Source organism: Bradyrhizobium sp. WSM471, assembly GCF_000244915.1.
Taxonomy (GTDB): Bacteria; Pseudomonadota; Alphaproteobacteria; order Rhizobiales; family Xanthobacteraceae; genus Bradyrhizobium.
Genome location: NZ_CM001442.1, coordinates 1,074,701 through 1,100,461 on the forward strand (window position 1 = coordinate 1,074,701; position 25,761 = coordinate 1,100,461).

The window sequence follows — 25,761 nt, forward strand, 5'->3', positions numbered from 1 at the left end:
GTTTATGAGTCGAAAAACTAGAGAGTTACAATGCAAGATACTGCCAAGCCGGCGACCCGCGTCCTGATTGTCGACGACCATCCCGTGGTGCTGTCCGGTTGCCGCACCCTGTTCGCCTCCGACCATTCGATCCGGATCGACGAGGCGACCGACGCCAAATCCGGGCATCGCGCCTATGTCAGCAAGCGGCCCGACGTCACCGTGATTGACATCAGCCTGCCCGACGTCTCCGGCTTTGAATTGATGCGACGCATTCGCAAGGACGATCCCGACGCCAAGATCATCATGTTCAGCATGAACGACGATCCGGCCTTCGTGGTGCGGGCGGTCGAGCTGGGGGCGCAGGGCTACGTCTCCAAGGGCGACGATCCCCGGATCCTGCTCAAGGCGGTGCGCAAGGTGGTTGCGGGTGACAATTTCATTTCACCGCAGCTCGCGGAAGCCGTGACGTTTTCCGGCGCGGCGATCAAGGCCAATCCTGCCTCGCTGATGACGCCGCGAGAGCTCGAGATTCTTCGTCTGCTGGGGCGAGGCGACAAGATCGTCGAGGTCGCCGAGGCGCTCGGCATCTCCTACAAGACCGTCGCCAACACCACCTCCCTGCTCAAGCAGAAGCTCGGTGCCAAGAACCATTCCGACCTGATCCGGATCGCGGTGGAAATCGGGATGAACTGACGCCCGGGGCGCCGAACCGGCTGCTCCAGGATGCTGCCGGTTCGGCGGGGCGGACCGGTCTCGGCGCTCCGCCGGGCAATGCATGGATAGCGCCGACACCATCCGCCGACACAATGAGCCGAGCCGTCGTTCGTTCCCGAACTCTCCGGCGGGAAATAACAGCAATGCGTGATGCATGGACGCTGGTGAGCGCTTGCTTGCGCCGAAACGCATCGGGAAAAACAGGAACATTTTCTCGCGCATCCCGTTTTGACCCTTGACGATCTCATGACAGGCGACGAAAGCTTGTGCGAACAGTTTTAGCGGGTCGGTGACCCCAAGAGGCTAAACCGGTCTGCACACAACGACAGACCTTCCAAGAGAGGGCTGCGGCATTGCCGCAGCCCTTTTCGTTGGCACCCCTTTTCGTTGGGAAGGGCTCAGTTGCGAAGCGGTTTCCTGATGCCGCAAAACACTTTATGGTGGCTCAAAGCCTCTGGCTGTTGACAAGTAATTTCGTAAAATCAAAGGCTTGCGGATCGAGCCCAGGCTTGGCCGGCCTTTGGAGGGCAGTTTGACTCGTTATATCTCGACCCGGGGCGAGGCCCCCGAACTCGGCTTCTGCGACGTGATGCTGACCGGGCTCGCCCGCGACGGCGGCCTGTATGTGCCGGCCATTTGGCCGCAACTCTCGACTGACGCCATCGCCGGCTTCTTCGGTCGTCCCTATTGGGAGGTCGCGGTCGAGGTGATCCGCCCCTTCGTCGCCGGCGAGATCTCGGACGCCGAGCTCGGCCGCATGGCGAACGAGGCCTACGCCACCTTCCGCCATCCGGCGGTGGTGCCGCTGCGCCAGATGGCGCCGCACCAGTTCGTGCTGGAGCTGTTCCACGGTCCGACGCTCGCCTTCAAGGACGTGGCGATGCAGCTGATCTCGCGGCTGATGGACCACGTGCTCGCCAAGCGCGGCCAGCGCACCACCATCGTGGTCGCGACTTCGGGCGACACCGGCGGTGCTGCGGTCGACGCGTTTGCGGGGCTCGAAAATGTCGATCTCATCGTGCTGTTCCCGCATGGCCGCATCTCCGAGGTGCAGCGGCGGATGATGACGACGGCGGGCGCGGCCAACGTCCATGCGCTCGCCGTCGAGGGCAATTTCGACGATTGCCAGGCCATCGTGAAGGCGATGTTCAACAACCATCGCTTCCGCGATGCGACGGCGCTGTCCGGCGTCAATTCCATCAATTGGGCGCGCATCGTCGCCCAAGTGGTCTACTATTTCACCTCCGCCGTTGCCGTCGGCGCACCCGCGCGCGCGGTGGACTTCGTCGTGCCGACCGGCAATTTCGGCGACATCTTTGCCGGTTATGTCGCCAAGCGCATGGGTCTTCCGGTGCGGACCTTGGGCATCGCCGCCAACGTCAACGACATCCTGGCGCGTACGCTGAAGACCGGGATCTACGAGGTGCGCGAGGTCCACGCGACGGCGTCGCCGTCGATGGACATCCAGATCTCCTCGAATTTCGAGCGGCTGCTGTTCGAGGCTGGCGGGCGCGATGCCGCCAGCGTGCGCCGTCTGATGGATTCGCTGAAGCAGTCGGGCCGCTTCGTGCTGCCCGATGCGACGCTGGCCGCGATCCGCGAGGGATTCGACGCAGGCCGGGCCGACGAGACCGAGACCGCGGCCGCGATCCGCGCCGCCTGGCGCGAGGCGGGCGAGCTGGTCGATCCCCACACCGCGGTCGCGCTTGCGGTCGCCGACCGCGACACCACGGACCGGACGGTTCCCAGCATCGTGCTGTCCACTGCCCATCCGGCCAAATTCCCTGATGCGGTCGAAGCGGCCTGCGGCCAGCGGCCGCAACTGCCGGCCTGGCTCGATGGTCTGATGACCAAATCCGAACACATGAAGGTGATGAAGAACGACCAGGCCGAGGTCGAGCGGTTCGTGCTGTCGGTCAGCCGCGCCGCGAAACAGGGAGTTGCCGGATGAGCGTCGAGATTTCCAAGCTTGCGTCCGGCCTGACTGTCGTCACCGACAAGATGCCTCATCTCGAGACCGCGGCGCTCGGCGTCTGGGCCGGCGTCGGCGGGCGTGACGAGAAGCCCAACGAGCACGGCATCTCGCATCTTCTGGAACATATGGCGTTCAAGGGCACCACGAAGCGCTCCTCGCGCGAGATCGTCGAGGAGATCGAGGCGGTCGGCGGCGACCTCAATGCCGGCACCTCGACCGAGACCACATCCTATTATGCGCGGGTGCTGAAGGCCGACGTGCCGCTCGCGCTCGACGTGCTCGCCGATATCCTGGCCAATCCCGCCTTCGAGCCCGACGAGCTCGAGCGCGAGAAGAACGTCATCGTGCAGGAGATCGGCGCGGCGCAGGACACGCCAGACGACGTCGTCTTCGAGCATCTCAACGAGCTCTGCTATCCCGACCAGCCGATGGGCCGCTCGCTGCTCGGCACCGCGAAGACCTTGCGCGCCTTCAGCCGCGACTCCTTGCGCGACTATCTGTCGACGCATTACCGCGGGCCGGACATGGTGGTGGCGGCAGCCGGCGCGGTCGATCACAAGCAGGTGGTCGCCGAGGTCGAGCAGCGCTTTGCCAGTTTTGACGGGACAGCGGGTCCCAAGCCGCAACCCGCACAGTTCGGCAAGGGCGGCACCAAGGTGGTGCATCGCGAGCTCGAGCAGGCGCATCTGACGCTGGCGCTGGAGGGCGTGCCGCAGACCGATCTGTCGCTGTTCTCGCTCCAGGTCTTCACCAATATCCTCGGCGGCGGGATGTCGTCGCGGCTGTTTCAGGAGGTGCGCGAGAAGCGCGGCCTCTGTTACTCGATCTACTCGTTCCACGCGCCCTATACCGACACCGGCTTCTTCGGCCTCTACACCGGCACCGATCCGGCCGATGCCCCCGAGATGATGGAGGTCGTGGTCGATATCATGAATGATTCGGTCGAGACCCTGACCGAGGTCGAGATCGCGCGGGCCAAGGCGCAGATGAAGGCGGGTCTGCTGATGGCGCTGGAGAGCTGTTCGTCCCGTGCCGAGCAGCTCGCCCGGCATGTGCTGGCCTATGGCCGGCCCCAGACCGCCGAGGAGCTGGTGGCCCGGATCGACGCCGTCAGCGTCGAATCGACCCGGGATGCGGCGCGTGCGCTGCTTTCGCGCAGCCGCCCTGCGGTTGTCGCATTGGGCAGTGGCAGGGGTCTGGACACGGCGGTGTCTTTTGCGGAAGGATTGACCCGGGCACGCGCCAAGGCGCGGCTGCATTAGGAGCCGCGCACGGGTTGATCCGTCCCGGGAAGCATCACCATGGCCCTCTTTCGCCTGCCATCCAGTGGACCCGCCGCTCTCGCGCCGCGCGGCAACGGCCTGTTGCTACGCGCGCCGCAGATGTCGGATTTCCTGCAATGGGCCCATCTGCGCGAGTCCAGCCGCGATTACCTGACGCCCTGGGAGCCGATCTGGCCGTCGGACGATCTCACGCGCTCCGGTTTCCGCCGTCGCCTGCGGCGCTATTCCGAGGACATCGCGGCGGACCGATCCTATCCCTTTCTGATCTTCCGGGAGCTCGACGGCGCCATGGTCGGCGGCATCACGCTCGCCAATGTCCGCCGCGGCATCGTCCAGGCCGGCACCATCGGCTATTGGGTCGGCAAGCCCCACGCCCAGCGCGGCTACATGACGGCCGCGCTGCGGGTGCTGCTGCCGACGCTGTTCGGCGAGCTCAATCTGCACCGGGTCGAGGCCGCCTGCATCCCGACCAATGCGCCCTCGATCCGGGTGCTGGAGAAGTGCGGTTTCTCCCGTGAGGGGCTGGCGCGCCGCTATCTCTGCATCAACGGGATCTGGCAGGACCATTTGCTGTTCGGTCTGCTGCACGAGGATTTCCGCGGCTGAGCCCGTTCATTCATGTGACCAAAGTCTGCTGTGTGCCTGCCTTGGGTTCGCCGGTTTTGACGATATAACGGCGCAAGCCGGCCGGTGATCGGCCGGGATGTCGTCATGGAGTATGGGGCGTTGAGGGTGCAGGAGCTTCGGTCATCGCGAAATGCGTTGCGGCGGGGGGCAGCGGTCGCGCTGGCGTTGTCGGTTGCGCTTGTCTCCGTCTCGCCGGTTGCGGCGCAGTCGCTGACCGATCGATTCAAGGGCCTGTTCGGCGGCAAGTCGGACGAGCCGGCCCAACCCAAGCCGGCGCCTGCGCCAGGCCAGCCGGCGGCTGATGACGATCTTGATTGCCCGCAGGTCACGGTGCGTGCCGGAGCTTCCACCTACGCGGTCGGTGCCACCGGCAAGCCGGCCATCGGCAATGAGATCCGCTTCCAGGCCACCATCACCAAGATGGCGCGCGAATGCGCCCGCAATGGCGGCGATATCACGGCCCGGATCGGCATCCAGGGGCGCGTCATTGCCGGTCCCGCCGGCGCGCCTGCGAGCGTCGAGGTACCGCTGCGCGTCGCCGTGGTGCAGGGCGGCATCGGCGAGAAGGTGATCGCCTCCAAGGCCTACCGGACCACGGTCGGAATGTCGGAGGGCGGCAGCGTGCCGTTCACCTTCGTGGCTGAAGATCTGGTCTATCCGATGCCTTCGGCCAAGGACGCCGACAGCTACATCTTCTATGTCGGCTTCGATCCGCAGGCGCTCTCGCCCGCGCCGAAGGCGCGGGCGAAGAAGAAGTAACCACGTAAGGATAGTCGTCATGCCCCGCGAAGGCGCATCCCGTACACCGCGGCTTCTCGACTGATCAGGACTGTCTCTGGAATACTGGATCGCCCGCTTTCGCGGGCGATGACATCAGATTTGCCGATGCAGTGCCCACAAACAAAAAAGCCGGCGCTCATCGCGCCGGCTTTTTGATGGGTGAGGGCGAAGCCCCTCAGTTCAGCTTCTGCCTGACTTCGGTGATGCCCTTGGCGAGCAGATCGTCGGCGACCTGGCCTTTGACCGACTGCGACAGGATCGTGGAGGCGGCCTGGACGGCGGCTTCCGCGGCTGCGGCGCGAACATCGGCCACCGCCTGGGCCTCGGCGAGCGCGATCTTGCCCTCCGCGGTCTTGGTGCGGCGAGCGACGAAATCTTCCACCTTGGCCTTGGCCTCGATTGCGATGCGCTCGGCTTCGCTCTTCGCGTTCGCGATGATGTCGGCGGCCTCGCGTTCGGCCGAGGCGGTGCGCGCCTTGTAGTCGGCGAGCACCTTGGCGGCTTCCTGCTTGAGGCGCGTCGCGTCGTCGAGCTCGGCCTTGATGCGATCGGCGCGATGGTCGAGCGCAGTCATGGCCTTCTTGAAGACCCCGAGATAGCCGAACACGACCATGAGGATCACGAAGGCGATGGCGACCCAGGTTTCAGGATCGAAGAACATATCGATTAACCCTTCAAGGACGCATCAACGGCGGCATTGACCAACGCCGCGTCCGGAACCACGCCGGTGAGCTGCTGCACGATGGTGCCTGCCGCATCGGCCGCGATGCCGCGGACGTTGCTCATGGCGGTCGCACGGGTCGAGGCGATGGTCTTCTCCGCCTCGGCGAGCTTCGCCGCCAATTGCTCTTCCAGCGCCTTGCGCTCGGCGTCCGCCTGCGCATTCGCCTTGTCGCGGGACTCGTTGCCGATGGCCTGCGCGCGCGAGCGTGCCGAAGCAAGCTCGCTTTCATAGGCCTTCAGCGCCGCTTCGGACTGGTCCTTCAGCTTCTGCGCTTCGGCGAGGTCGCCCTCGATCTTGTTCTGACGCGCCTCGATCGCACCGCCGACGCGCGGCAGAGCGAGCTTGGACACGATCACGTAAAGCGCGACGAAGAAGATCGCGAGCGACACCAGCTGCGAAGCATAGGTGCCGCTCTCGAACGGCGGAAAACCGCCACCGTGACCGCCTTCGGACCCGGTGTGGGCGCCCGTCGCCGGACCTTTTGCGCCGCCATGACTTTCAGCCATGGATTACTCCTGTTGCTGTCATGCGCGTCGCTTCGGCTGAAGCGGCGCGAAAAATCGTCCTCAGAGCGGAACGAACAGCAGCAGCAGCGCGATCAGCAGCGAGAAAATGCCGAGCGCTTCGGTCACGGCGAAGCCGAAGATCAGATTGCCGAACTGGCCCTGAGCGGCCGAGGGGTTGCGAACGGCTGCGGCGAGGTAGTTGCCGAAGATCACGCCGACGCCGACGCCCGCGCCGCCCATGCCGATGCATGCGATGCCCGCGCCGATAAGTTTTGCTGCTGCCGGATCCATTTTAGACTCCTTGGAAGAAAGATTGGGTTTTGGGTGGAAATTCCCCGGACCGCTCAGTGTCCCGGATGAATGGCGTCGTTGAGGTAGATGCAGGTCAGGATCGCAAACACATAGGCTTGCAGGAACGCGACCAGAATCTCGAGGGCGTACAGCGCGACCGTGAGCGCCAGCGGCAGCACGCCGCCGACCCAGCCGAGGGCGCCGAGCGAGAAGCCGAGCATGGCGACGAAGCCCGCGAACACCTTCAGCGCGATGTGGCCGGCCAGCATGTTGGCGAACAGACGGACGCTGTGGGAGACCGGCCGCAGGAAGAACGACAGGATCTCGATGAACATCACCAGCGGCAGGATGTAGCCGGGGACGCCGTGGGGCACGAAGATCGAGAAGAATTTCAGGCCGTTCTTGGCGACGCCGTAGATCAGCACCGTGAAGAAGACCAGCAGCGCGAGCGCGGCGGTGACGATCAGATGGCTCGAGATCGTGAAGGTGTAGGGGATGATGCCGACCAGGTTCGAAACGCAGATGAACATGAACAGCGAGAAGATCAGCGGGAAGAACTTCATGCCTTCCGCGCCGGCCGTCGAGCGGATGGTCGAGGCCACGAACTCGTAGGAGATCTCGGCGACCGACTGCAGGCGGCCGGGAACCAGCTGCGTGCCGCTGGCGAGCATCAGGATCGAGATGATCGCGACCGCCACCAGCATGTAGAGCGACGAATTGGTGAAGGCGATCGTGTGGTTGCCGATATGGCCCAGGGTGAAGAGAGGCTCGATGTTGAACTGGTGGATCGGATCGATTTTCATCAGCGCGGCATCTCTTGGTCTGCCGGGCGATGCCGGCGGGTCTCGGTCTGCCGGTCGGGCCCGGCCCGTACCGGCACGAGCCGGCACGATCATTCCTCTCCTGGAGTGGATCGCTTAAGAACCACCGCGCCTGTTCTGACCCGCACCTGCCGTTCTCACCACATTCACCACGCCGGCGACGAAGCCCAGCAGCAGGAACACGATGAATCCGAAAGGCGACGTCGACAGCAAGCGGTCGAAACCCCAGCCAATCCCCGCTCCGACAACGACCCCGGCGACCAACTCGGAGGATAACCGAAAACCAAGCGCCATCGCCGAGGCTCTGGCCGCTCTGTCCTCACCGTCACCTGCGGGTTGCTCGGTCTTGACGTGGCGGCCGCGAAATTCGGACAACCGCTGATCAAGATTTCCGAGCCGATCGGAAAGCGCAGCTTCCTCGGGCGATCTATCGCGATCTCCATTCTCGCCGTGTCCCGTGCCCTGTGTCATGCAACGAAGACCCGAAACGCCGCGGCTGAATGGAAATTACGCCCGCCACCCTCAAAAGCCGCGCGGACCATACTGATGGCCCATAATCAAGTCAAGCCAAGTCACGATTGTGTCCATTCCCGTTAAGTGTCTGATTTATTTGGAAATATCGGCGCGAACGGCAGCGCTGCACACAGCGTGACGCCGCACCGCAGCAGGTCTCCGCTTGATCGGCGGACGCCGTCGCCATTTTGCCCGGCTGCCGGGATCAAAGGGGGCGCCGCGATCGTTCATGTCAAAGGCGCGTTTTGGGCGGCGGATCGCCTCGCCGGGGTGTAGAATTTGCGAGAAGCGCCACCTTGATGAGCGCCACCTTTATGAGTGCCACCTTCAAGAGTGCTACCTGCGCGTCGTGGCGGAGAACGCGATGAGACCAGCGAATTCATCCACAGCATCATGGCTCGCGGCGGCGGCGTTCGCCGCGGCGATGGCCATCAGCGCCGGCTGCCTTGCCGCGGAATCCGCGCCCGACAGCGAAAACGGCCGCTACAGCATGACCCCCATCCCCGAGGGCGTGCTGCGGCTCGACACCCGCACCGGGACGGTGTCGACGTGCACCAAGAGCAGCGCCGGCTGGGCCTGCTACGCGGTACCCGATGAACGTGCCGCGCTCGACGCCGAGATCGGCAGGCTCCAGGCCGAAGTCGAGACGCTGAAGGGACGGCTTGCGGCGGGGCCGACCGTGTCGGGCAAGATCGACGAGGCACTGCCGAAAACCGATCCGCTCAAGAAGGCGGAGCCGCAAGCACGAGAACCAAAGGCCGCCGAGGGCGAGCGCAGGATCGAGATCCCGCTGCCGAGCGACCAGGACGTCGATCGCGTGATGTCATTCCTGGAAAGGGCCTGGCGTCGGCTGATCGACATGGCCAACCGCGTGCAGAAGGACGTGTCGGGGAAGATTTAGCGGCTCCCTCGGTATCGTAACGGAGTCCCCATGACATCAGCCAAATCCATCTCGCGCTCGGCGCCGTCGTCAGGGCCGGCCACCACCATCGCATCGTCGCTGCTGACCGTGCAGACGCCGGGGCGCGGCTTCAGCGACCTCACCGCCGAGGCGGCGCGGTTCATCGCCGACGTTCATGCGCGGGACGGCGTGCTCACGCTGTTCATCCGTCACACCTCGGCGTCTCTGACAATTCAGGAGAATGCCGACCCGTCGGTGCTGGTCGACCTCACTACGGTGCTGGCGCGGCTCGCGCCCGACGATGAAGATGCGGGCTGGACTCACGACACCGAAGGGCCGGACGACATGCCGGCGCATATCAAAACCATGCTCACGGGGACATCGCTCCAGGTGCCGGTGCTGAACGGCAGGCTCGCGCTTGGCACCTGGCAGGCGATCTATCTGATCGAGCATCGCGCCCGCCCGCACCGGCGCGAGGTGGTGCTGCAATTCATCGGCGGCAATCAGTAGAGCGTCTTCGAGCGAAGTGGATCCCGGTTCGCGTCAAGAAAACGCGTCAAAACAAGCAATTCCGGAGCTCAAAACAAAACCGGCCGCGGAGACCGCGGCCGGTTAGTGTTGATCTCGATCTGCGTCGATCAGGTCGACTTGATATCGACGTCCTTGGTCTCCGGCAGGAAGAACAAGCCGATCACGACGGTAATCGACGCGAAGATGACCGGATACCAGAGGCCCGCATAGATATCGCCCGTCGAGGCCACGATGGCGAAGGCGGTCGCCGGCAGCAGGCCGCCGAACCAGCCGTTACCGATGTGGTAGGGCAGCGACATCGAGGTGTAGCGGATGCGGGTCGGGAACAGTTCGACCAGCATCGCGGCGATCGGGCCGTAGACCATGGTGACGAAGATCACCAGGACGAACAGCAGTCCGACGACCGCCGCCACCTGCGGACGGAAGATGTCGAACGGATGCGCCATCTTTACGATGCCCGCATCGCCGGCCTTCGGATAGCCGGCTGCCTGCACGGCGGCGAGGACCGCCGGATTGCCGTCCTTGGCGTTGGCGTAGGGAACTTCCTTACCGTTGACCATCACCTTCACGCCGGAGCCGGCCGCGCCTGGCGTGGTCCCGTACTTGACCGACGACTGCGACAGGTAGGCACGTGCGGTGTCGCAAGGCGAGGTGAAGACGCGGGTGCCGACCGGGTTGAACAGGTCGCCGCAGCCTTTCGGATCTGCCACCACGTCAACCTTGATCGACTCGATCGCCTTCTCCAGCGCCGGGTTGGCGTTGGTGGTGATCATCTTGAAGATCGGGAAGAAGGTCAGCGCCGCGATCAGACAGCCGCCGAGGATGATCGGCTTGCGGCCGATCCTGTCGGAGAGCATGCCGAACACGATGAAGAAGCCGGTGCCGAACAGGAGCGACCAGGCGATCAGCAGGTTGGCGGTGTAGCCGTCGACCTTGAGGATCGATTGCAGGAAGAACAGCGCGTAGAACTGGCCGGTGTACCAGACCACGCCCTGGCCCATCACGCCGCCAAGCAGCGCCAGCAGCACGAGCTTGCCGTTCTGCCAGTTGCCGAAGGCTTCCGTCAGCGGGGCCTTCGAGCTCTTCCCCTCGTCCTTCATCTTTTGGAAGATCGGGGATTCGTTGAGGCGAAGCCGGATCCAGACCGAGACGCCGAGCAGCAGCACCGAGACCAGGAACGGAATGCGCCAGCCCCAGGCCGCGAAGTCGGGTTCGCCGAGCGCGGAGCGCGTGAACAGGATCACCAGCAGCGACAGGAACAGGCCGAGCGTCGCCGTGGTCTGGATGAAGGAGGTGTAGTAGCCGCGCTTGCCGTTCGGAGCATGCTCCGCGACGTAGGTGGCCGCACCGCCATATTCACCGCCGAGCGCGAGGCCCTGAGCGAGACGCAGCGCGATCAGGATGATCGGGGCCGCGATGCCGATGGTCGCCGCATTGGGCAGCAGGCCGACGATGAAGGTCGACAGACCCATGATCAGGATGGTGACGAGGAAGGTGTATTTGCGGCCGACGATGTCGCCGACACGGCCGAACACGATTGCGCCGAACGGGCGCACCAGGAAGCCCGCCGCGAAGGCCAGCAGCGCGAAGATGTCGCGGGTTGCCGGCGGATAGGCCGAGAAGAACTGCGCGCCGATGATGCCGGCCAGCGAACCGTAGAGATAGAAATCGTACCACTCGAAGACGGTACCGAGCGAGGAGGCGAGAATGACGAACCGTTCGTCCTTCGTCATCCCTCCCGCGCCTGCTTGAGACACAGCCATTGTCGACATGTTGAGTCGCTCCCCGAAAAATCGTTTCCTCGCGCCTTGGATGTCCGGTCATGCCGGATCAACCCAAGCCTTGCCCCCAAGGTAACATTGCCGTGAAACCCGCCCCAATACGACTTTCGGCCTTTCGCACTGACGCGCACCTGACGCCGCGGGCGTTCCATTCGGCAACATAGTGCCGACCTGTGGATTAACCCCGTTGCCGCAAAGGGATAATGTCCACTTGCATGCCACGGCTGGTCGGGAAACAATTGACCCAAGGGCCTGCGCCGGCTTACTGGCCCGGTGCGATTGCCAGCAAGAGAACGATGAACGCTCCCTCGACCCATCTCGTCATTGCCGATGACCACCCGCTGTTCCGCGACGCGCTGCGGCAGGCGGTGGCGGGCGTCCTGAGCTCGGCCAGGATCGACGAGGCTGGATCGTTCGAGGATTTGACCAAGCTTTTGGAACAGACCTCCGACGTCGACCTGATCCTGCTCGACCTCTCGATGCCCGGGATCTCCGGCTTTTCAGGCCTGATCTATCTGCGCGCGCAATATCCGGCGATCCCGGTGGTGATCGTTTCCGCTTCCGACGACAGCGCTACGATCCGCCGCTCGCTCGATTTCGGCGCTTCCGGTTTCATTCCGAAGCGATTCGGCGTCGAGACCCTGCGCGACGCCATTCTCAAGGTAATGGAAGGCGAGGTCTGGGTTCCCGCCGACACCGATCTGTCGGCCGTCGCCGATCCCGACATGACGCGCCTGCGTGACCGGCTGGTGACGCTGACGCCCCAGCAGGTCCGGGTCCTGATGATGCTGTCGGAGGGGTTGCTCAACAAGCAAATCGCCTATGAGCTCGGCGTCTCCGAGGCCACCATCAAGGCGCACGTCTCGGCGATCCTGCAAAAGCTCGGCGTCGAAAGCCGGACCCAGGCCGTGATCGCCGCCGCAAAAATTGCCGGCGGCCAGTGGAAGCAGGGCACCCCGGCGGGGTGAGGCTGTAGCGAGGGCCTCTCGCCTGTAGCCCGGATGAGCGAAGTGACATCCGGGACCGCAGTGCGGCTAGCTGGCGAAAGCCCCGGATATCGCTTCGCTCATCCGGGCTACCGGACCTCCTCTGTGTCGCCCCCCTGTCAATCCGCCGCCGCAAAAATATTCCACTTTACCGAAATTCGGTTTTGGCGTATGTGTCGCTCATCCCGGCTCATCCTTGAGGGGCGATCTTGTGGTCGTCACGTTCGCGAGCCGGGCTTGCGGTGGACGCGGCAGCGTTCGGGTGCGAGAGCTAGGGGCAGGGCGGATTGCTCTCCGTGAGCCCATGGCTTCGTTCCGACGAGCGGCGCTGTTAGGTTCGTCTCGTCTGTAAGTTTCCGGCTCCGTCGACAGGGCTGGAAAAACTGCGGCGAAATGGCGGGCCGTGCGTACGGCAAAACCGTGTGGTCCTGGCCGTCGTTGCTACGGTCAAGCCTTTGCGGATGCGGCATGCGCGTCAACCGGCGCGGTGCCGGTGACTTTCGCGAAGGCGAGGGAGGCCAGCAGGAACTCGGCTCCCGGGAGAGCACGGCATAAGCCGTCCAACCATCGCGCAGGGAAGGCCGAGTGATTGGCACCACCTGTATGCTGCTGTGCGGTTTTCCTGCGTGTGCTTTTCGCGCAGCGGACCGCGGGTGCGAGGTCAGCACCCGGCCTTCCCTGCGCCCTCTTGGATTTGAGGGTGGAGCGACCAATCAAGGCTCGGGCGAAACGCGCCGCGAGGATGCGAACGCATGTCTGTCGCCTCGCGCTCGGTGTCATCGTCCGCGCAGGCGGACGATCCCGTATCCCAGAGACGCCTGTGATGGAATCGAGACGCCCCGGCGTACTGGATTCCAGCTTGCCGCCTCAAAATCGGGTCGCAGATGCTGGAGCCGGAACCTCACAACTTCTCACAACTCCAAACGGGTGTCTCGCGGTCGCCGCTGCTAGTCAGTGCACGACCGATCAAAGAGGGAGCAGCACCATGAAACAGATCATTGACCAGCACCGGCGCCGGTTTTTCGGCGTCGCCGGGGGAACTGTCGCCGCCGGCCTCGGCGTGATCGGCCTCGCCCGCGCCGAATCGGAAGCGCCGCGCTCGGCCGCGACGAATGCGTCGTTCGGCGCGATCAAGCAGATCGACGCCGGCGTCCTCAGCGTCGGCTACGCGGAGGCCGGTCCTGCGGACGGTCCGGTCGCGATCCTGCTACACGGCTGGCCCTACGACATTCACGCCTTCGTCGACGTCGCGCCGATCCTGGCAAAGGCCGGCTATCGCGTCATCATTCCCTATCTGCGCGGCTACGGCTCGACCCACTTCCTCTCCGCCGAGACGCCGCGCAACGGCGAGCCGGCGGCAATGGCCGCCGACATCATCGCGCTGATGGACAAGCTCGACATCAAGAAGGCTGTTGTCGCCGGTTTCGATTGGGGCGCGCGCACTGCCGACATCATCGCCGCACTGTGGCCGGATCGCTGCCGCGCGCTGGTCTCGGTCAGCGGCTATCTGATCTCCAGCCAGGCCGCGGGCAACGCGCCGCTGCCGCCGTCGGCCGAGCTGCTGTGGTGGTACCAGTTCTATTTCTCGACCGAGCGCGGCCGCGCCGGATACGAGAAATACACCCATGACTTCGCCAAGCTGATCTGGAAGCTGGCTTCGCCGCAGTGGAAGTTCGACGACGCCACTTTCGACCGCAGCGCGGCGGCGCTGGACAACAAGGATCACGTCGCGATCACGATCCACAATTACCGCTGGCGGCTCGGGCTCGCCCAGGGCGAAGCGAAATACGAGGAGCTCGAAAAGAAACTCGCGGCAGCTCCGGTGATCGGCGTCCCAACCATCACGATGGAAGGCGACGCCAATGGCGCGCCACACCCCGACCCAAGCGCCTATGCCAAGAAGTTCTCCGGCCGGTACGACTATCGCCTGATCACCGGCGGCATCGGCCACAATCTGCCGCAGGAAGCCCCACAAGCGTTTGCCAAGGCCGTCATCGACGCCGACGGCGGCGCCTGACCCGCTATTCCGCCGCCACCATCTGCTGCGTGCGCCACTGGCCGAGCAGGGCGCGGAGCGAAGCCGGCTTGACCGGCTTGTTGAGCACCGCGACCTTTTCGTCGCGCGCAGCCATTTGCACGGCGGGGCTGCGGTCGGCGGTGATCAGGATCGCGGGGATGCCATCACCGAAGCGGCGGCGGATGTCGCGGATCGCCGCGATGCCGTTGCCGCGATCGAGGTGATAATCGACCAGCAGGCCGGTCACGCGACGACCGGCAGTTTCGATCGCGGCGATCGCACCCTCGGGATCGGCCACCGCGATCACTTCGGCGTCCCAGGCCTTCAGCAGCGTGCGCATGCCGTCGAGGATCGCGGCGTCGTTCTCGATGCAGACGATCAGGGTACCCGAGATCGAGGTGCGTGCGAGCGGCGTCGCACTGGTCACGGCCGCGGTGTGGGTGATCGCCTTCGCCGTCGGCACCGTCACGGAAAACACCGAGCCGCCGCCGACATTGGAATCGATGGCGATGCCGTGGTTGAGCACGCGCGCCAACCGCTCGACGATCGACAGACCAAGGCCGAGGCCGCGGGCGATCCGCGCGCCCTGCTCGAGGCGGTGGAATTCCTTGAAGATCTCGCCGCGCTTGACCGCCGGGATGCCGACGCCGGTGTCGTAGACGCAGATCTTGAGCGAGGCGCCGCGGCGGCGGCAGCCGACCAGCACGCGTCCGCGCGGGGTATATTTGATCGCGTTGGAGATCAGGTTCTGGAGCAACCGCCGCAGCAGCAGACGATCCGACTCGACCGGCAGCGAGCATGGCACGAACACGAGCGCCAGATTCTTGGCGCGTGCGATCGGCGCGAACTCGATCTCCAGCGAGCGCATCAGGTCGGCCATCTTGAAGCTCGAGATCGAGGTCGTCATCGCGCCGGCGTCGAGCCTGGAGATGTCGAGCAGCGCGCCGAGGATCTCCTCGATCGCCTGGAGCGATTCGTCGATGTTCTCGACCAGCCGCGTCTCCTCGCCGCTGTGCTGACGCTCGACCAGGCTCGTGACATAGAGCCGCGCCGCGTTCAGCGGCTGGAGAATGTCGTGGCTGGCGGCGGCGAGAAAGCGCGTCTTGGAGATGCTGGCGTCTTCGGCCGCGCTCTTGGCCAGCGCCAGCTCGGAATTCAGCAGGGTCAGCTCCTCGGTGCGGTCGCGCACCCGCTTTTCCAGCGTCGCATTGGCGCGCTCCAGCGCTTCGGCCGCCTCGAACGTGGGCGTGACGTCGGTGAAGGTGATGACGAAGCCGCCGCCGGGCATGCGGTTGGTCAAGATCTCGATGACCATGTGACGATCGGGCAGGCGTTCGAGATAAGGCTCGCCATCGGTGGTGTAGGCCGCGAGCCTGCGCGCCAGCATGGCCTCGCGGTCGATGGGATCGGCCGGCTCGCTCACGCTCATGAATTCCAGGATTTCACGCAACGGCGTGCCGAACTGGATGAAATGCGGGGGAACGTTGAGGAGATCGCCGAACTGCCTGTTGGAGCAGATCAGTTGCAGATCGGCATCGAACACCGCGATGCCCTGGCGCACATGGTTGAGCGCGGTCTGAAGGATCTCGCGGTTGAAATGAAGCGCCGCATGGGAATCGTCGAGCAGCTTGAGCGCAGCCTTGGCGGAGACCGTCCGTTTGCGCAGCAGCAGCGACATCACCAGACGCGAGGAGGCCGCACCGATCGAGGAGGCGATCAGGTGCTCGGCGTGCTGCAGCAGCTCGAAATCGGCGGGTGCCCCGGACTCCAGCCGCACATTGCGCCGCGCGGAGAATGCCTCGAACGAATGCCGCGCGCGGTCAGGCCCGAGATATTGCGCCACCGTGGTCTGGATGTCCTGCACCGTGACGGTGGTGCGCCAGCGCCGGAAGTTCGGGGAAATCGGCGCGAGCGTGTTGGGGACGAACAGATCGGCCTGCACTAGCTCGATCGAAGACGGCCGGCGCGCCAGCGACAGCAGCACATAGGTGAGGACGTTGAGCGACAGCGACCAGACCACCCCGTGCATCAGCGGCGGCAAATCGGCGCCGAACAGCGCCTGCGGCCGCAGCGCCTCGATTCCGAACGGGCCGTGCTGGAGCAGCAGGATGCCGGCCGTCGAAGTATCCATGAAGCTCGGGATGAACAGCGTGTAGAGCCACACCGCGAAGCCGACCAGCATGCCGCCGATCGCGCCGCGCGCGGTCGCGCGCCGCCACAGCAGTCCGCCGAAGAAGCTCGGTGCAAGCTGGGCGATGGCGGCAAAAGACAGCAGACCGATCGCCACAAGCTGGGTGTTGCCGAGCGCGCGGTAGTAGAAATAGGCCATCACCATGATGGCGAAGATCGCGAGCCGGCGCGAGCGCAGCAGGAAGTCGCTGAAATCGGCGCCGCCGGTGCGCCCCTCGGGCCGTCGTTGCAGTACCAGGGGCACCACGAGATCGTTCGAGACCATGATGGAGAGCGCGACGCATTCGACGATCACCATCGCGGTCGCCGCCGACAGGCCGCCGACAAAGACGGCGACGCTCAGCAGATCCGCGCCGCCCTCCATCGGCAGCGCCAGCACGTACATATCAGGATCGGCGGCGCCGAACGGGAAGCTGACGAGGCCGGCGAACGCGATCGGGATCACGAACAGATTGATGGCGACGAGATAGAGCGGAAACAGCCAGCGCGCGCGGCCGACTTCGGCGTCCGAGGAATTCTCCACCACGCTAACGTGGAACTGGCGCGGCAGCAGCATGATCGCGCACAGCGACAGCAGCGTCATGGTCAGGAAGTTGCCGATCGACGGCGAATAGTTGATGACGCGCACCGCCTCCGGTGTCTTCATCGCGCGCTCGATCAATTCGTGCGGCGAGAACATCCAGAACGTGACGAAGATGCCCGCGGCGAGGAAGGCGACCAGCTTGATGATGGATTCGGTCGCGACCGCCAGCATCAGGCCGTGCTGGTGCTCGGTGGCGTCGGTCTGCCGCGTGCCGAACAGCACGGCAAAGGCCGCCATCGCCAGCGTCACCATCAGCGCCACGTCGCCGAAGATCGGGATGTGGGAGAAGGCCTGGTCTTCGCTCAGGATGGTTTCGAGCGAGGAGGCGACCGCCTTGAGCTGGAGCGCGATGTAGGGCACCGAGCCGATGATGGCGATCAGCGCGACGGTTGCCGCCACCGCCTGGCTCTTGCCGTAGCGCGCGCCGATGAAGTCGGCAATCGAGGTGATGTTGTGGGCCTTCGCGAGCTGGATCACGCGGCGGAGGACGCCGGCCCCTAACCCGATCATCAGGATCGGGCCGACATAGATCGCGAGGAAGTCGGTGGAGGTGCGGGTGGCGAAGCCGACCGAGCCGAAGAAGGTCCAGGAGGTGCAGTAGATCGCCAGCGACAGCGGATAGATCAGCCCCGAGGCGCGGCCGCGCCCGGCCGGCCTGCGGCGGTCGCCATGGCTCGCCACCAGGAACAGAAAGCCGATATAGCCGAAGGCGGCGGCGATCACGCCCCAATCGTGCAGCATGACGAGCGTGCTTCTCCCGGTGGCGCGCTGGCCGCGCCCGATCTCATTTTCGCTGTAAATCTAGCGCGTTGGACGGGTGGAGGCGACAGCGAAATGCCGTGTGGGTGCGGGAACCGGGGTTGTCGTTAAGCGGTGCTGCCCCAAAAGCTGCGCTGCCTCGGGCTCACCGAGAGAGTCCCTGCGTGTTACCCCCCTCCCTGACCCTCCCCACAAGGGGGGGAGGGAACGGAGAGAGCGTCCGCGTTGCAGGAAATTCGAGACCGACCCTTACACTGTGCGGCTACCGACGTAAGGGAGGCCAAACTCCTCGCTCCCTCCCCCCTTGTGGGGGAGGGTGGGGAGGGGGGTAGCTCCGGTGACGGTGAAACTTAGATCGAAGAGAAGGCGAAGAATCCTACTCCGCCGCCAGCGACTTCTCGCGGAGCGGCAGACCCAGGCGGTCCCAGACCTGCAGCAGGGCTTCGGCGAGCTGATCGATCAGGCCGTCGTCGTGATAGGGCGAGGGCGTGATGCGCAGGCGTTCGGAGCCCTTGGCGACCGTCGGATAGTTGATCGGCTGGATGTAGATGCCGTGCTGCTCGAGCAGGAGGTCGGAGGCCTGCTTGCACTTCTCGGCATCGCCGATGAACAGCGGGACGATATGGGTGTCGCTCGACATCACCGGCAGGCCGGCGGCGTTGAGGATCGCCTTGACCCGGGCGGCGCGATCCTGGTGACGCTCGCGCTCCCAGCTCGAATTCTTCAGATGCTTGATCGCGGCGGTCGCGGCCGAGCAGATCGCCGGCGGCAGCGCGGTGGTGAAGATGAAGCCCGGCGCATAGGAGCGCACCGCGTCGATGATCCGACCGTTGGCGGCGATGTAGCCGCCGAGGCAGCCGAACGCCTTGGCGAGCGTGCCTTCGAGAATGTCGATGCGATGCATCACGCCGTCGCGCTCGGCGATGCCGCCGCCGCGCGGGCCGTACATGCCCACCGCATGGACCTCGTCGACATAGGTCATCGCGCCGTACTTCTCGGCGAGGTCGCAGATCTTGGCGAGCGGTGCGATGTCGCCGTCCATCGAATAAAGGCTCTCGCAGGCGATCAGCTTGGGTCGGCTCGGGCCCGCAGCCTTCAACAGCGCTTCGAGATCGGCGAGGTCGTTGTGGCGGAACACGACCCGCTCGCATCCGGACTGGCGGATGCCCTCGATCATCGAATTGTGGTTGAGCTCGTCCGACAGGATCAGGCAGTTCGGAATGAGCTTCGCGATGGTCGCGATGCCGGTCTGGTTCGAGACGTAGCCGGACGTGAAGAGCAGCGAGGCTTCCTTGCCGTGGAGATCGGCGAGCTCGGCCTCGAGCTGCACCAGCGGATGATGCGTGCCGGCGATGTTGCGGGTGCCGCCGGCGCCGGTGCCGACGCGGGTCGCGGTCTCGACCATCGCGCCCACCACCTTCGGGTGCTGGCCCATGCCGAGATAATCGTTGGAGCACCAGATCACGACGTCGCGCTTGCCCTTGGGCGAGTGCCAGAGTGCATGCGGGAACCGGCCCGCGATGCGCTCGAGATCGGCGAACACGCGGTAGCGCCGCTCGGTGTGGAGACGATCAAGGGCGGAATTGAAGAACTGGGCGTAATCCATCGTCAAACCTGCAGCGGAACCGACAAAGACCCGCATATGCTTAGAGCTTTTCCAGCTCCAATGTCTATGCGCTATCCCACATTTGGACCTGCGGGGCATTTGGGCAAAATGCCCTATCGTGCGATTTGAAACTTGATCCGGATCAAGTTCGCGCGAGATGCAATGTTGCTCTGCACCATCCGCTGAATTGAAGTCGGCGCTCAGGTCGTCCTGAACTGCAACACGCCGTCCGTCGTCTCGGCCGTCAGCCGGCCCTCGACGATCATGTAATTGACGTGGGCGACCAGTTCGCCGGCGGCGAAACCCATCTGGTGTTCGTCCAGCACGTGCTTGTTGAACACCACGGGCACCAAGGCGCGCGAGGTCTGCGGCACCTCGCGGCAGGCTTCCGCGATCAGGCGGCAGCGCTCCTCGTGGTGATCGGCGAGTTGCTTGATGCGGGTCTTCAGTCCGTAGAACGGCACGCCGTGGCCGGGCAGCACCAGCACGTCATAGGGCAGCGTGGTGGTGAGGCTGGCGAGCGAGGCCAGATATTCGCCGAGCGAGTTCTGGTCGGGTTCGACCGCCCACACGCTGACGTTTGGCGAGATCTTGCTCAGCACCTGGTCGGCAGAGAGGAACAGCTTGTCGTCGGCGCAATACAGCATCACCTGGTCGAGCGCGTGACCGCCGCCGGTGATCACCTTGAAGCGGCGCGTGCCGATCACGACGTCCTCGCCATGCGAGATGCGGCGGTAGGACGGCGGCAACACCGAGACGCGCTTGAGATAGTCCTGGCCGCGGCCGAGCAGTTTTTCGGTGAGCGACTCGTCCATGCCGTGGCGGCGGAAGAACAGCCGCTGCGCCTCCTTCCGCTCCTCGGTGCCGCGGTTCTGGTGATAGACCGATTGCAGATATTCGACCTGCGACATCACCAGCGGGCAGTTGAACCGCTCGACGATCCACCCGGCCAGACCGACATGATCGGGATGGGAATGGGTCACGATCAGGCGAGTGATGTTGACGCCCTTCAACGGCCCGTCGAACAGCTTCGTCCAGGCTTCGATGGTCTCCTCATTGCCGAAGCCGGCGTCGATCATGGCGTAGCCGTCGCCGTCGGCGAGCAGGTAGATGTTCACATGGTTGAGGCGGAACGGCAGCTTCAACCGCGCCCACAACACGCCCGGCTTCACCTCGACGACCTCTTCGGGGCCGGGATGCTGTTCCCAGGGATAGCGCAGGGCGTCGGCGGAGGACTGCACGGTGTCGGTCTTTGCGTTCATGCTACCGGCTTAAACCCGCTCGTCCCGGCGCGCCAGCCGAAAAAGGACGCTGGCGCGGCCCGCATAGCGGTCATTCCGGGCTACGGAACGACCTCTTACGCCGCCCGCATGTTGTTGAGGAACGCGTCGATCTCTCCGCGCAGCATGTCGGCTTCGCGGCGGAGCGCGTCGGAGGCGCCGAGCACTTCGTTCGCCGCTGCGCCGGCTTCCGCCGAAGCCGTGGAGACGCCGACGATGTTGCTGGAGACCTCGCTGGTGCCGCCGGCGGCATGCTGGATGTTGCGGGCGATCTCGCGTGTGGCCGCGCCTTGTTCCTCGACCGCGGCGGCGATCGTCGTGGTGACGTCGTTGATCTCGCCGATGATCCGGCCGATGCCCTGGATGGCGCCGACTGCCGAAGTCGTTACTGACTGCATGCTGGCGATCTGGTTACGGATCTCCTCCGTCGCCTTGGCGGTCTGGCTCGCGAGGCTCTTCACCTCGGAGGCGACCACCGCGAAGCCACGGCCGGCTTCGCCCGCGCGCGCCGCCTCGATGGTGGCGTTGAGGGCGAGCAGATTGGTCTGCGAGGCGATGGTCTGGATCAGGTCGACCACGACGCTGATGCGGCTCGCGCTGTCGGCGAGGCTCTGCACCGTGGCGTCGGTCGCGCCGGCTTCGTCGACCGCCTTCCTGGCGATCGCGGCCGAGGTGACGACCTGCTTGCTGATCTCCTCGATCGAGGACGAGAGCTGCTCGGTGCCTGACGATACGGTCTGCACGTTGACTGAGGTCTCTTCGGCCGCGGAGGCAACCGCGTTCACCAGCGCATTGGACTGGTCTGCCGTGGTCGACATGCTCTGCGCGGTCGATTGCATCGAATTGGCTGACTGCGCGAGATTGTCGAGTGCGGAGCGCACCGTGCTCTCGAAGTCTGCAATCTTCGCCTCCATCTGCGCCGCACGCTCGGCCTTGGCGACGCGATCGCTGTCCTGCTCGCTCGCAAGCGCCCGGGCTTCGATCATGCTGTCGCGGAACACCGTCAGCGTTTCCTTCATCGCGCCGATCTCGTCGTTCTGGCGGGAGCGGACGATCTCGGTGTCGAGGTCGCCGGCCGAGAGCAACTGCATGGCGCGTTGAAGCTCGCGAATGCGGCGGAGGATATTGCGGCCGACATAGAGCCAGACGAACAGCGCCGAGCCGACCAGCGTCAGAGCGCCGAGCGCCAGCATCGCGGTGGTCGCGAGCGAGATCTCCTGCCGCGCCTGGAAGGTCGACGCGTTGGTCTCCTTCTGCACACCCTCGACCAGCTGCTGCACGCTGATGCCGAGGCCGACATTGAGCTTGCGGGTCTCGTCCAGGATCGTCTGGCCGTAGTCGATCGCGTCGAGCTCCTTCTGGCGGATCTTGAACACGCCGGACTTGCCTTCACCGAAGGCGAATAGCTTTTGCACGGTGTCGCGCACCGCTTGCATCGAGGCCATGTTCGGCAGGTCCTCGAGGTTCGACTTGACGCGGTCGCGCGTCGCCTTGAACTCTTTCTCGATCGCCTCCAGCGTATCGCTGTTGTTGGCCGACAGCGCCGCCATCATGTCGGCGGCCATCAGATTGCCGTTGGCGGAGATGGTCGCGACCTGGGAGACGGTGCGGGCGGCTTCGGTGGCATCGTCGGCGGAAACTTCCGCCGCGCCGAGGATCGCGTTCAGGCGCGTCTGCGCATCCAGCATGGCAGGACCGGCCGCACCGACGAAGGTGAGCTGTGCCTTGCGGAGCGCTTCATATTGCTTGTCATGCAGCGCGCCGGCATCGAGCCGTTCGCGCGCGGCCGACACCAGGCTCTGGGTCGCCTCGTCGATGCTCTTGGCGGTGTCGCGCAACGCGGTTGCGACCTGCTTGTCGGCGCCGAGCTCGATGATCTCGCCGAGCTTGGCCATGGCAAGCTGCTGGATCTCCTGCACCTTCTTGGTGCGTTCGTTCAGCGCCTCGTCGGACGGCGACGCCAGGAGGCCCGGCCCCTGCGCCGCGAGCGTTGCGCTTTGCGATGCGAGTTGAAGGCTGGCGGAAAGGCGCGGGATGTCGCGGCCGCTCAGGTCCATCATGGTGCTGCCGAGATGGTTGAAGACGAAGCCGGCGCCGGCTGCAATCACGAGGCCCATGCCCGCGATCACCGCGAAGGCCGTGAACAGGCTGCCGCGCACGCCCCATGTCGGCATTTTGAAACGAGGCCGGATACCACCAAGCAAACGGCCAAGGCCCAGACGGATCGCCATCGAAATTCCCCCACGCGTGATCTTTATGTTTTCGCCGCGGAGTATCCTCGGGCCAGGTTAAAAAATCGCAAGTTGCTCAATCGCTTGGGTGCGTTCCGCACAGCGAAAAAAGAAGGGCCGGCAATGATGCCGGCCCTTCCATCACGATAAGGTCTTGGTAACCGTTCAGTAGCGCGCGACCGCCGAGTTGGCCCAGTTGAAGCGGTAGTTGACGCCCGCCTTGATGGTGTGGTCGTCGGTGGTGAAGTTGCCGGTTCCCGCCAGCGGGCCCGCGGTGAAGTGCGCGTCGCCGAAATTGTAGTACTGGTACTCGGCCTTGGCCGACCAGTTCGGCGCGAACATGTATTCGAGGCCGGCGCCGACGGTGTAGCCGTTGCGGTGGTCGCCGCTAATGATGAAGCCGGTCGGCACGCCGCCGACGGTCACCTTCTCGTTGTTGTCAGAATAGGCGTAGCCGCCCTTCACGTAGACCAGGCCCGGACCCCAGGTGTAGCCGACGCGGCCGGTGATCGAGCCGAGACCGCGCTGGTCGTTGGTGTAGGCGACGCCACCCGGGAACACCGCGCCGACGCTGCCGGAGAGCCAGGAATACTGGCCTTCGACGCCGACGACGAAGTTCGGGTTGAACTGCCAGTCCGCACCGGCCTGCAAGCCGCCGAGGAAACGGCCGTTGCCGTTATTGCCGGTGGAGAGGCCGCTGAAATTGTTGTCGCTGGAGAACGCGCCGCCGACATGGCCGCCGATATAGAAGCCGGTCCAGTTGTAGATCGGCGCGGCATAGGCGGGCGCGGGCGACTTATAGTAATTGCGGTTACCGAGATCGGCACCGACCGCCGGTGCGGCAGCGCCCACCACGAGCAGCGCAACGGTCGCAAACAGAATCTTCTTCATAGTCCAAACTCCAACACTTAGGTCCCCGGCAGGCGCGCTTTCCGCGCCGTCGTTGGTTCTGCAGATAGCTCGCTTTTGACGAAAATGCTGTCACATGCATGGCACAACGGCAGCCAACCTAACTTATTGGGCCGTAAATGATTTTCGTGCTTAATGGCGGCTTAAGAAGTGGTGAAGGAACGCTTAACCCAGCGCTATCAGGATAACTTGTGCGCGCATCTCGTTAACCAAGACGGCGCAGTGCCTCATCGCGCATCTGTTCGCGGAATGCCGCGCGCTTTGCGGGCCGGTCTTCCTCGCGCACGTCATGACGATCGAACACGTCGAACTTCTCCAGGATTGGATAGCGCTCGCTCGCCATTGCCAGCACGCGCAGCACTTTGGTCGCCGACGGTGTCGGGCCGCTCACTTCCCAGCGCCGGATAGTGTCGGCGCCGCCCTTCTCCGGCAATCCGCAAAGCCGGGCCATGTCGGCAGCGGTGAGCTTGCGCTCAAGGACGTCTGAGAGATCGTTGCGGAGTTGCTTCAGTTCGGGGCCGGTCATGTCGCCTCAATACGCGAAGTCGATGAGGTGAATGCACTAGCGCTGATTCGGGTCCATCCGAAGGCGAGGCATGCGAGCGGGCGCGCGTGCTAGTCGTGCGACCGCTCCCCGGCACCTGCGCCCGCGCACGGCGTTATGAACGGCTGCCTATAGGAATCCTCCACGGAATGAACAGATGGCAAGGGGCCCACAGAATGAAGGGATCAGCCATGACAAGCATCAAATCCGCCATTGCCGCCCTCGTCACCGTCGGGTTGCTTGCCGCGCCGTTCGCGGCTGAAGCCAAGAAGCACCGGTCAAGCCGATCTTACAGCACCGGCGTGGTGGCTCCGGGCTATGGGAGCGCCGGATCGTTGGCAGCACAGCCCAGAGCCTACGGGTCGAGCGGACAGTCGGTCGGGACGGTCACGGCGCCATCGATCGGCACGTATAATTGGCCGTCGGTCGGCGTGACCAACGCAGTCCCGACCTGGAACAACACCAACCCGCCCGTGAGGTAGGCGCTCCAGGCATTTCGGATCGTTCAGGGACAGCGCGGCCCCGATCCTAAATTCCCCGGCCGGCCTGTTGGCCGATCACGCAGCGCCACCCGGCGAGACGCTCGGCCGGATGCTGGTTCATCCATTCGGCGAGCTGTGGCGCACCCATCAGGCACGATTGCATCGAGACGTCGGCGAAGTCGGATGTGGTGACGGTTTGCTCATGACAGTTCGCTGGAGAGGCGAGGTTGCAGAGCACGGCGATGATCTTGATCACGCGAGGTTGCCTCCGTCGCCGCGACGTGCAGAGGCTCCGCTTGATTGCTCGCTCACCGGATCAGTCGGTGGGAAGATGCTGTCGTAGATCGCGCGCGCTTCCTGGATGAGGCGAATGCGCTCGCGCTCGGATTTCGAGACAAACTCAATAACCTGGCCCATGTCGGCTCCAATTAGATCCTCAATCCATCATCACATGATGGAAATCATTTCATACGGATGTGGGGTGCCGGCTTCGGCTTTGCAGCCGTGCGGGCGGTCACGTGGGATAAAAAGGCCGTGAGCATTCCGTTCCTGAGGTGGAGCGGGATACCTTCAGCGCCGCGCCGATCTCACGGTGCATCCGTTCGGCCGGGACCGCTTCGCAGCATCGTGATGAAGAGTTGAGCCCCGCGGGATGATGGCACTGCGGCACATTTTCTAGCGCGTGGAGTTGTAAGGTCACTCAGTGCACGGGCGCCTTGACGACATTGAGAAACGCGCCCGAAAG

Annotated in this window: 24 protein-coding genes; 10 read left to right on the plus strand and 14 right to left on the minus strand. The window is 64.6% G+C overall.

Annotation, left to right across the window (positions count from 1 at the left end; all coding sequences use genetic code 11):
• Positions 1–30: 30 nt before the first annotated feature.
• From BRA471DRAFT_RS05005 to BRA471DRAFT_RS38685, 5 genes are all read left to right on the plus strand, one after another.
• Positions 31–675: a response regulator transcription factor gene (locus BRA471DRAFT_RS05005; RefSeq protein ID WP_007605075.1), complete on the plus strand. Its 645-nt coding sequence runs from the start codon at positions 31–33 to the stop codon at positions 673–675.
• A 553-nt stretch (positions 676–1,228) separates the two neighbouring features.
• Complete coding sequence (gene thrC / locus BRA471DRAFT_RS05010; protein WP_007605077.1) at positions 1,229–2,647, plus strand: threonine synthase; 1,419 nt, start codon at positions 1,229–1,231, stop codon at positions 2,645–2,647.
• Positions 2,644–3,933, plus strand: coding sequence for a pitrilysin family protein (locus BRA471DRAFT_RS05015; protein WP_007605079.1), 1,290 nt, complete (start codon positions 2,644–2,646; stop codon positions 3,931–3,933). The genes thrC and BRA471DRAFT_RS05015 overlap by 4 nt, the downstream gene beginning before the upstream one ends.
• Before the next feature lie 39 nt (positions 3,934–3,972).
• On the plus strand, positions 3,973–4,560 hold the full coding sequence (locus BRA471DRAFT_RS05020; RefSeq protein ID WP_007605081.1) for a GNAT family N-acetyltransferase: 588 nt from the start codon (positions 3,973–3,975) through the stop codon (positions 4,558–4,560).
• A gap of 105 nt (positions 4,561–4,665) precedes the next feature.
• Positions 4,666–5,340, plus strand: coding sequence for a hypothetical protein (locus BRA471DRAFT_RS38685; protein WP_007605083.1), 675 nt, complete (start codon positions 4,666–4,668; stop codon positions 5,338–5,340).
• Between the two features lie 196 nt (positions 5,341–5,536).
• On the opposite strand, the gene BRA471DRAFT_RS05030 is transcribed toward BRA471DRAFT_RS38685, so the two are convergent.
• The 5 genes from BRA471DRAFT_RS05030 to BRA471DRAFT_RS37895 form a co-directional block, all read right to left on the minus strand.
• Positions 5,537–6,022, minus strand: a complete 486-nt coding sequence (locus BRA471DRAFT_RS05030; protein ID WP_007605085.1) for a F0F1 ATP synthase subunit B — start codon at positions 6,020–6,022, stop codon at positions 5,537–5,539.
• Between the two features lie 5 nt (positions 6,023–6,027).
• Positions 6,028–6,591: a F0F1 ATP synthase subunit B' gene (locus BRA471DRAFT_RS05035; protein ID WP_007605087.1), complete on the minus strand. Its 564-nt coding sequence runs from the start codon at positions 6,589–6,591 to the stop codon at positions 6,028–6,030.
• A 60-nt stretch (positions 6,592–6,651) separates the two neighbouring features.
• The gene (locus BRA471DRAFT_RS05040) at positions 6,652–6,882 is read right to left on the minus strand and encodes a F0F1 ATP synthase subunit C (protein WP_007599451.1); all 231 of its coding nucleotides are present in this window, start codon (positions 6,880–6,882) and stop codon (positions 6,652–6,654) included.
• Positions 6,883–6,935: 53 nt separating this feature from the next.
• On the minus strand, positions 6,936–7,685 hold the full coding sequence (locus BRA471DRAFT_RS05045) for a F0F1 ATP synthase subunit A (protein WP_007605089.1): 750 nt from the start codon (positions 7,683–7,685) through the stop codon (positions 6,936–6,938).
• A 114-nt stretch (positions 7,686–7,799) separates the two neighbouring features.
• A complete protein-coding gene (locus tag BRA471DRAFT_RS37895) occupies positions 7,800–8,174 on the minus strand; it encodes an AtpZ/AtpI family protein (protein WP_007599457.1) in 375 nt (124 codons plus the stop codon).
• A 406-nt stretch (positions 8,175–8,580) separates the two neighbouring features.
• On the opposite strand from BRA471DRAFT_RS37895, the gene BRA471DRAFT_RS05055 reads away from it, so the two are divergent.
• Together BRA471DRAFT_RS05055 and BRA471DRAFT_RS05060 are read left to right on the plus strand one after the other, a co-directional pair.
• Entirely contained in the window at positions 8,581–9,117 is a 537-nt protein-coding gene (locus BRA471DRAFT_RS05055) for a hypothetical protein (protein WP_007605091.1), read from the plus strand.
• Between the two features lie 30 nt (positions 9,118–9,147).
• Positions 9,148–9,627, plus strand: coding sequence for a secondary thiamine-phosphate synthase enzyme YjbQ (locus BRA471DRAFT_RS05060; protein ID WP_007605094.1), 480 nt, complete (start codon positions 9,148–9,150; stop codon positions 9,625–9,627).
• Positions 9,628–9,755: 128 nt separating this feature from the next.
• Here BRA471DRAFT_RS05060 and BRA471DRAFT_RS05065 read toward each other — a convergent pair whose 3' ends face one another.
• A complete protein-coding gene (locus BRA471DRAFT_RS05065) occupies positions 9,756–11,381 on the minus strand; it encodes an MFS transporter (protein WP_198287860.1) in 1,626 nt (541 codons plus the stop codon).
• A gap of 344 nt (positions 11,382–11,725) precedes the next feature.
• Between BRA471DRAFT_RS05065 and BRA471DRAFT_RS05070 the strand changes: the two genes are divergently transcribed.
• On the plus strand, positions 11,726–12,397 hold the full coding sequence (locus tag BRA471DRAFT_RS05070) for a response regulator transcription factor (protein ID WP_007605097.1): 672 nt from the start codon (positions 11,726–11,728) through the stop codon (positions 12,395–12,397).
• A gap of 1,003 nt (positions 12,398–13,400) precedes the next feature.
• Complete coding sequence (locus BRA471DRAFT_RS05075; RefSeq protein WP_007605099.1) at positions 13,401–14,432, plus strand: alpha/beta fold hydrolase; 1,032 nt, start codon at positions 13,401–13,403, stop codon at positions 14,430–14,432.
• Between the two features lie 4 nt (positions 14,433–14,436).
• Here the strand turns inward: BRA471DRAFT_RS05075 and BRA471DRAFT_RS05080 are convergent, their stop codons facing one another.
• From BRA471DRAFT_RS05080 to BRA471DRAFT_RS05105, 6 genes are all read right to left on the minus strand, one after another.
• On the minus strand, positions 14,437–17,946 hold the full coding sequence (locus tag BRA471DRAFT_RS05080; RefSeq protein ID WP_007605101.1) for a PAS domain-containing hybrid sensor histidine kinase/response regulator: 3,510 nt from the start codon (positions 17,944–17,946) through the stop codon (positions 14,437–14,439).
• A 394-nt stretch (positions 17,947–18,340) separates the two neighbouring features.
• Positions 18,341–19,570: a 5-aminolevulinate synthase gene (gene hemA, locus BRA471DRAFT_RS05085; RefSeq protein ID WP_007605104.1), complete on the minus strand. Its 1,230-nt coding sequence runs from the start codon at positions 19,568–19,570 to the stop codon at positions 18,341–18,343.
• Between the two features lie 200 nt (positions 19,571–19,770).
• Positions 19,771–20,832 (minus strand): MBL fold metallo-hydrolase, encoded by a 1,062-nt coding sequence (locus BRA471DRAFT_RS05090; RefSeq protein WP_007605106.1) that lies wholly within the window; start codon positions 20,830–20,832, stop codon positions 19,771–19,773.
• A gap of 95 nt (positions 20,833–20,927) precedes the next feature.
• Complete coding sequence (locus BRA471DRAFT_RS05095; protein WP_007605108.1) at positions 20,928–23,081, minus strand: methyl-accepting chemotaxis protein; 2,154 nt, start codon at positions 23,079–23,081, stop codon at positions 20,928–20,930.
• A 165-nt stretch (positions 23,082–23,246) separates the two neighbouring features.
• Positions 23,247–23,972, minus strand: coding sequence for an outer membrane protein (locus BRA471DRAFT_RS05100; protein WP_007605111.1), 726 nt, complete (start codon positions 23,970–23,972; stop codon positions 23,247–23,249).
• A gap of 223 nt (positions 23,973–24,195) precedes the next feature.
• Positions 24,196–24,516 (minus strand): hypothetical protein, encoded by a 321-nt coding sequence (locus BRA471DRAFT_RS05105; protein ID WP_007605113.1) that lies wholly within the window; start codon positions 24,514–24,516, stop codon positions 24,196–24,198.
• A gap of 209 nt (positions 24,517–24,725) precedes the next feature.
• Between BRA471DRAFT_RS05105 and BRA471DRAFT_RS36160 the strand changes: the two genes are divergently transcribed.
• The gene (locus tag BRA471DRAFT_RS36160; RefSeq protein WP_007605115.1) at positions 24,726–25,016 is read left to right on the plus strand and encodes a hypothetical protein; all 291 of its coding nucleotides are present in this window, start codon (positions 24,726–24,728) and stop codon (positions 25,014–25,016) included.
• A gap of 46 nt (positions 25,017–25,062) precedes the next feature.
• Here BRA471DRAFT_RS36160 and BRA471DRAFT_RS05110 read toward each other — a convergent pair whose 3' ends face one another.
• Entirely contained in the window at positions 25,063–25,272 is a 210-nt protein-coding gene (locus tag BRA471DRAFT_RS05110; RefSeq protein ID WP_007605116.1) for a hypothetical protein, read from the minus strand.
• A complete protein-coding gene (locus BRA471DRAFT_RS38690) occupies positions 25,269–25,433 on the minus strand; it encodes a hypothetical protein (protein WP_007605117.1) in 165 nt (54 codons plus the stop codon). The genes BRA471DRAFT_RS05110 and BRA471DRAFT_RS38690 overlap by 4 nt, the downstream gene beginning before the upstream one ends.
• Positions 25,434–25,761 lie beyond the last annotated feature (328 nt).

Excerpts from the sequence above, each read along its gene's own strand:
- BRA471DRAFT_RS05005 (WP_007605075.1), top strand. The coding sequence starts at position 31 with ATGCAAGATACTGCCAAGCCGGCGACCCGCGTCCTGATTGTCGACGAC.
- BRA471DRAFT_RS05015 (WP_007605079.1), top strand. The coding sequence starts at position 2,644 with ATGAGCGTCGAGATTTCCAAGCTTGCGTCCGGCCTGACTGTCGTCACC.
- BRA471DRAFT_RS05020 (WP_007605081.1), top strand. The coding sequence starts at position 3,973 with ATGGCCCTCTTTCGCCTGCCATCCAGTGGACCCGCCGCTCTCGCGCCG.
- BRA471DRAFT_RS38685 (WP_007605083.1), top strand. The coding sequence starts at position 4,666 with ATGGAGTATGGGGCGTTGAGGGTGCAGGAGCTTCGGTCATCGCGAAAT.
- BRA471DRAFT_RS05030 (WP_007605085.1), bottom strand. The coding sequence starts at position 6,022 with ATGTTCTTCGATCCTGAAACCTGGGTCGCCATCGCCTTCGTGATCCTC.
- BRA471DRAFT_RS05035 (WP_007605087.1), bottom strand. The coding sequence starts at position 6,591 with ATGGCTGAAAGTCATGGCGGCGCAAAAGGTCCGGCGACGGGCGCCCAC.
- BRA471DRAFT_RS05040 (WP_007599451.1), bottom strand. The coding sequence starts at position 6,882 with ATGGATCCGGCAGCAGCAAAACTTATCGGCGCGGGCATCGCATGCATC.
- BRA471DRAFT_RS05045 (WP_007605089.1), bottom strand. The coding sequence starts at position 7,685 with ATGAAAATCGATCCGATCCACCAGTTCAACATCGAGCCTCTCTTCACC.
- BRA471DRAFT_RS37895 (WP_007599457.1), bottom strand. The coding sequence starts at position 8,174 with ATGACACAGGGCACGGGACACGGCGAGAATGGAGATCGCGATAGATCG.
- BRA471DRAFT_RS05055 (WP_007605091.1), top strand. The coding sequence starts at position 8,581 with ATGAGACCAGCGAATTCATCCACAGCATCATGGCTCGCGGCGGCGGCG.
- BRA471DRAFT_RS05060 (WP_007605094.1), top strand. The coding sequence starts at position 9,148 with ATGACATCAGCCAAATCCATCTCGCGCTCGGCGCCGTCGTCAGGGCCG.
- BRA471DRAFT_RS05065 (WP_198287860.1), bottom strand. The coding sequence starts at position 11,381 with ATGACGAAGGACGAACGGTTCGTCATTCTCGCCTCCTCGCTCGGTACC.
- BRA471DRAFT_RS05070 (WP_007605097.1), top strand. The coding sequence starts at position 11,726 with ATGAACGCTCCCTCGACCCATCTCGTCATTGCCGATGACCACCCGCTG.
- BRA471DRAFT_RS05075 (WP_007605099.1), top strand. The coding sequence starts at position 13,401 with ATGAAACAGATCATTGACCAGCACCGGCGCCGGTTTTTCGGCGTCGCC.
- BRA471DRAFT_RS05080 (WP_007605101.1), bottom strand. The coding sequence starts at position 17,946 with ATGCTGCACGATTGGGGCGTGATCGCCGCCGCCTTCGGCTATATCGGC.
- hemA (WP_007605104.1), bottom strand. The coding sequence starts at position 19,570 with ATGGATTACGCCCAGTTCTTCAATTCCGCCCTTGATCGTCTCCACACC.
- BRA471DRAFT_RS05090 (WP_007605106.1), bottom strand. The coding sequence starts at position 20,832 with ATGAACGCAAAGACCGACACCGTGCAGTCCTCCGCCGACGCCCTGCGC.
- BRA471DRAFT_RS05095 (WP_007605108.1), bottom strand. The coding sequence starts at position 23,081 with ATGGCGATCCGTCTGGGCCTTGGCCGTTTGCTTGGTGGTATCCGGCCT.
- BRA471DRAFT_RS05100 (WP_007605111.1), bottom strand. The coding sequence starts at position 23,972 with ATGAAGAAGATTCTGTTTGCGACCGTTGCGCTGCTCGTGGTGGGCGCT.
- BRA471DRAFT_RS05105 (WP_007605113.1), bottom strand. The coding sequence starts at position 24,516 with ATGACCGGCCCCGAACTGAAGCAACTCCGCAACGATCTCTCAGACGTC.
- BRA471DRAFT_RS36160 (WP_007605115.1), top strand. The coding sequence starts at position 24,726 with ATGACAAGCATCAAATCCGCCATTGCCGCCCTCGTCACCGTCGGGTTG.
- BRA471DRAFT_RS38690 (WP_007605117.1), bottom strand. The coding sequence starts at position 25,433 with ATGGGCCAGGTTATTGAGTTTGTCTCGAAATCCGAGCGCGAGCGCATT.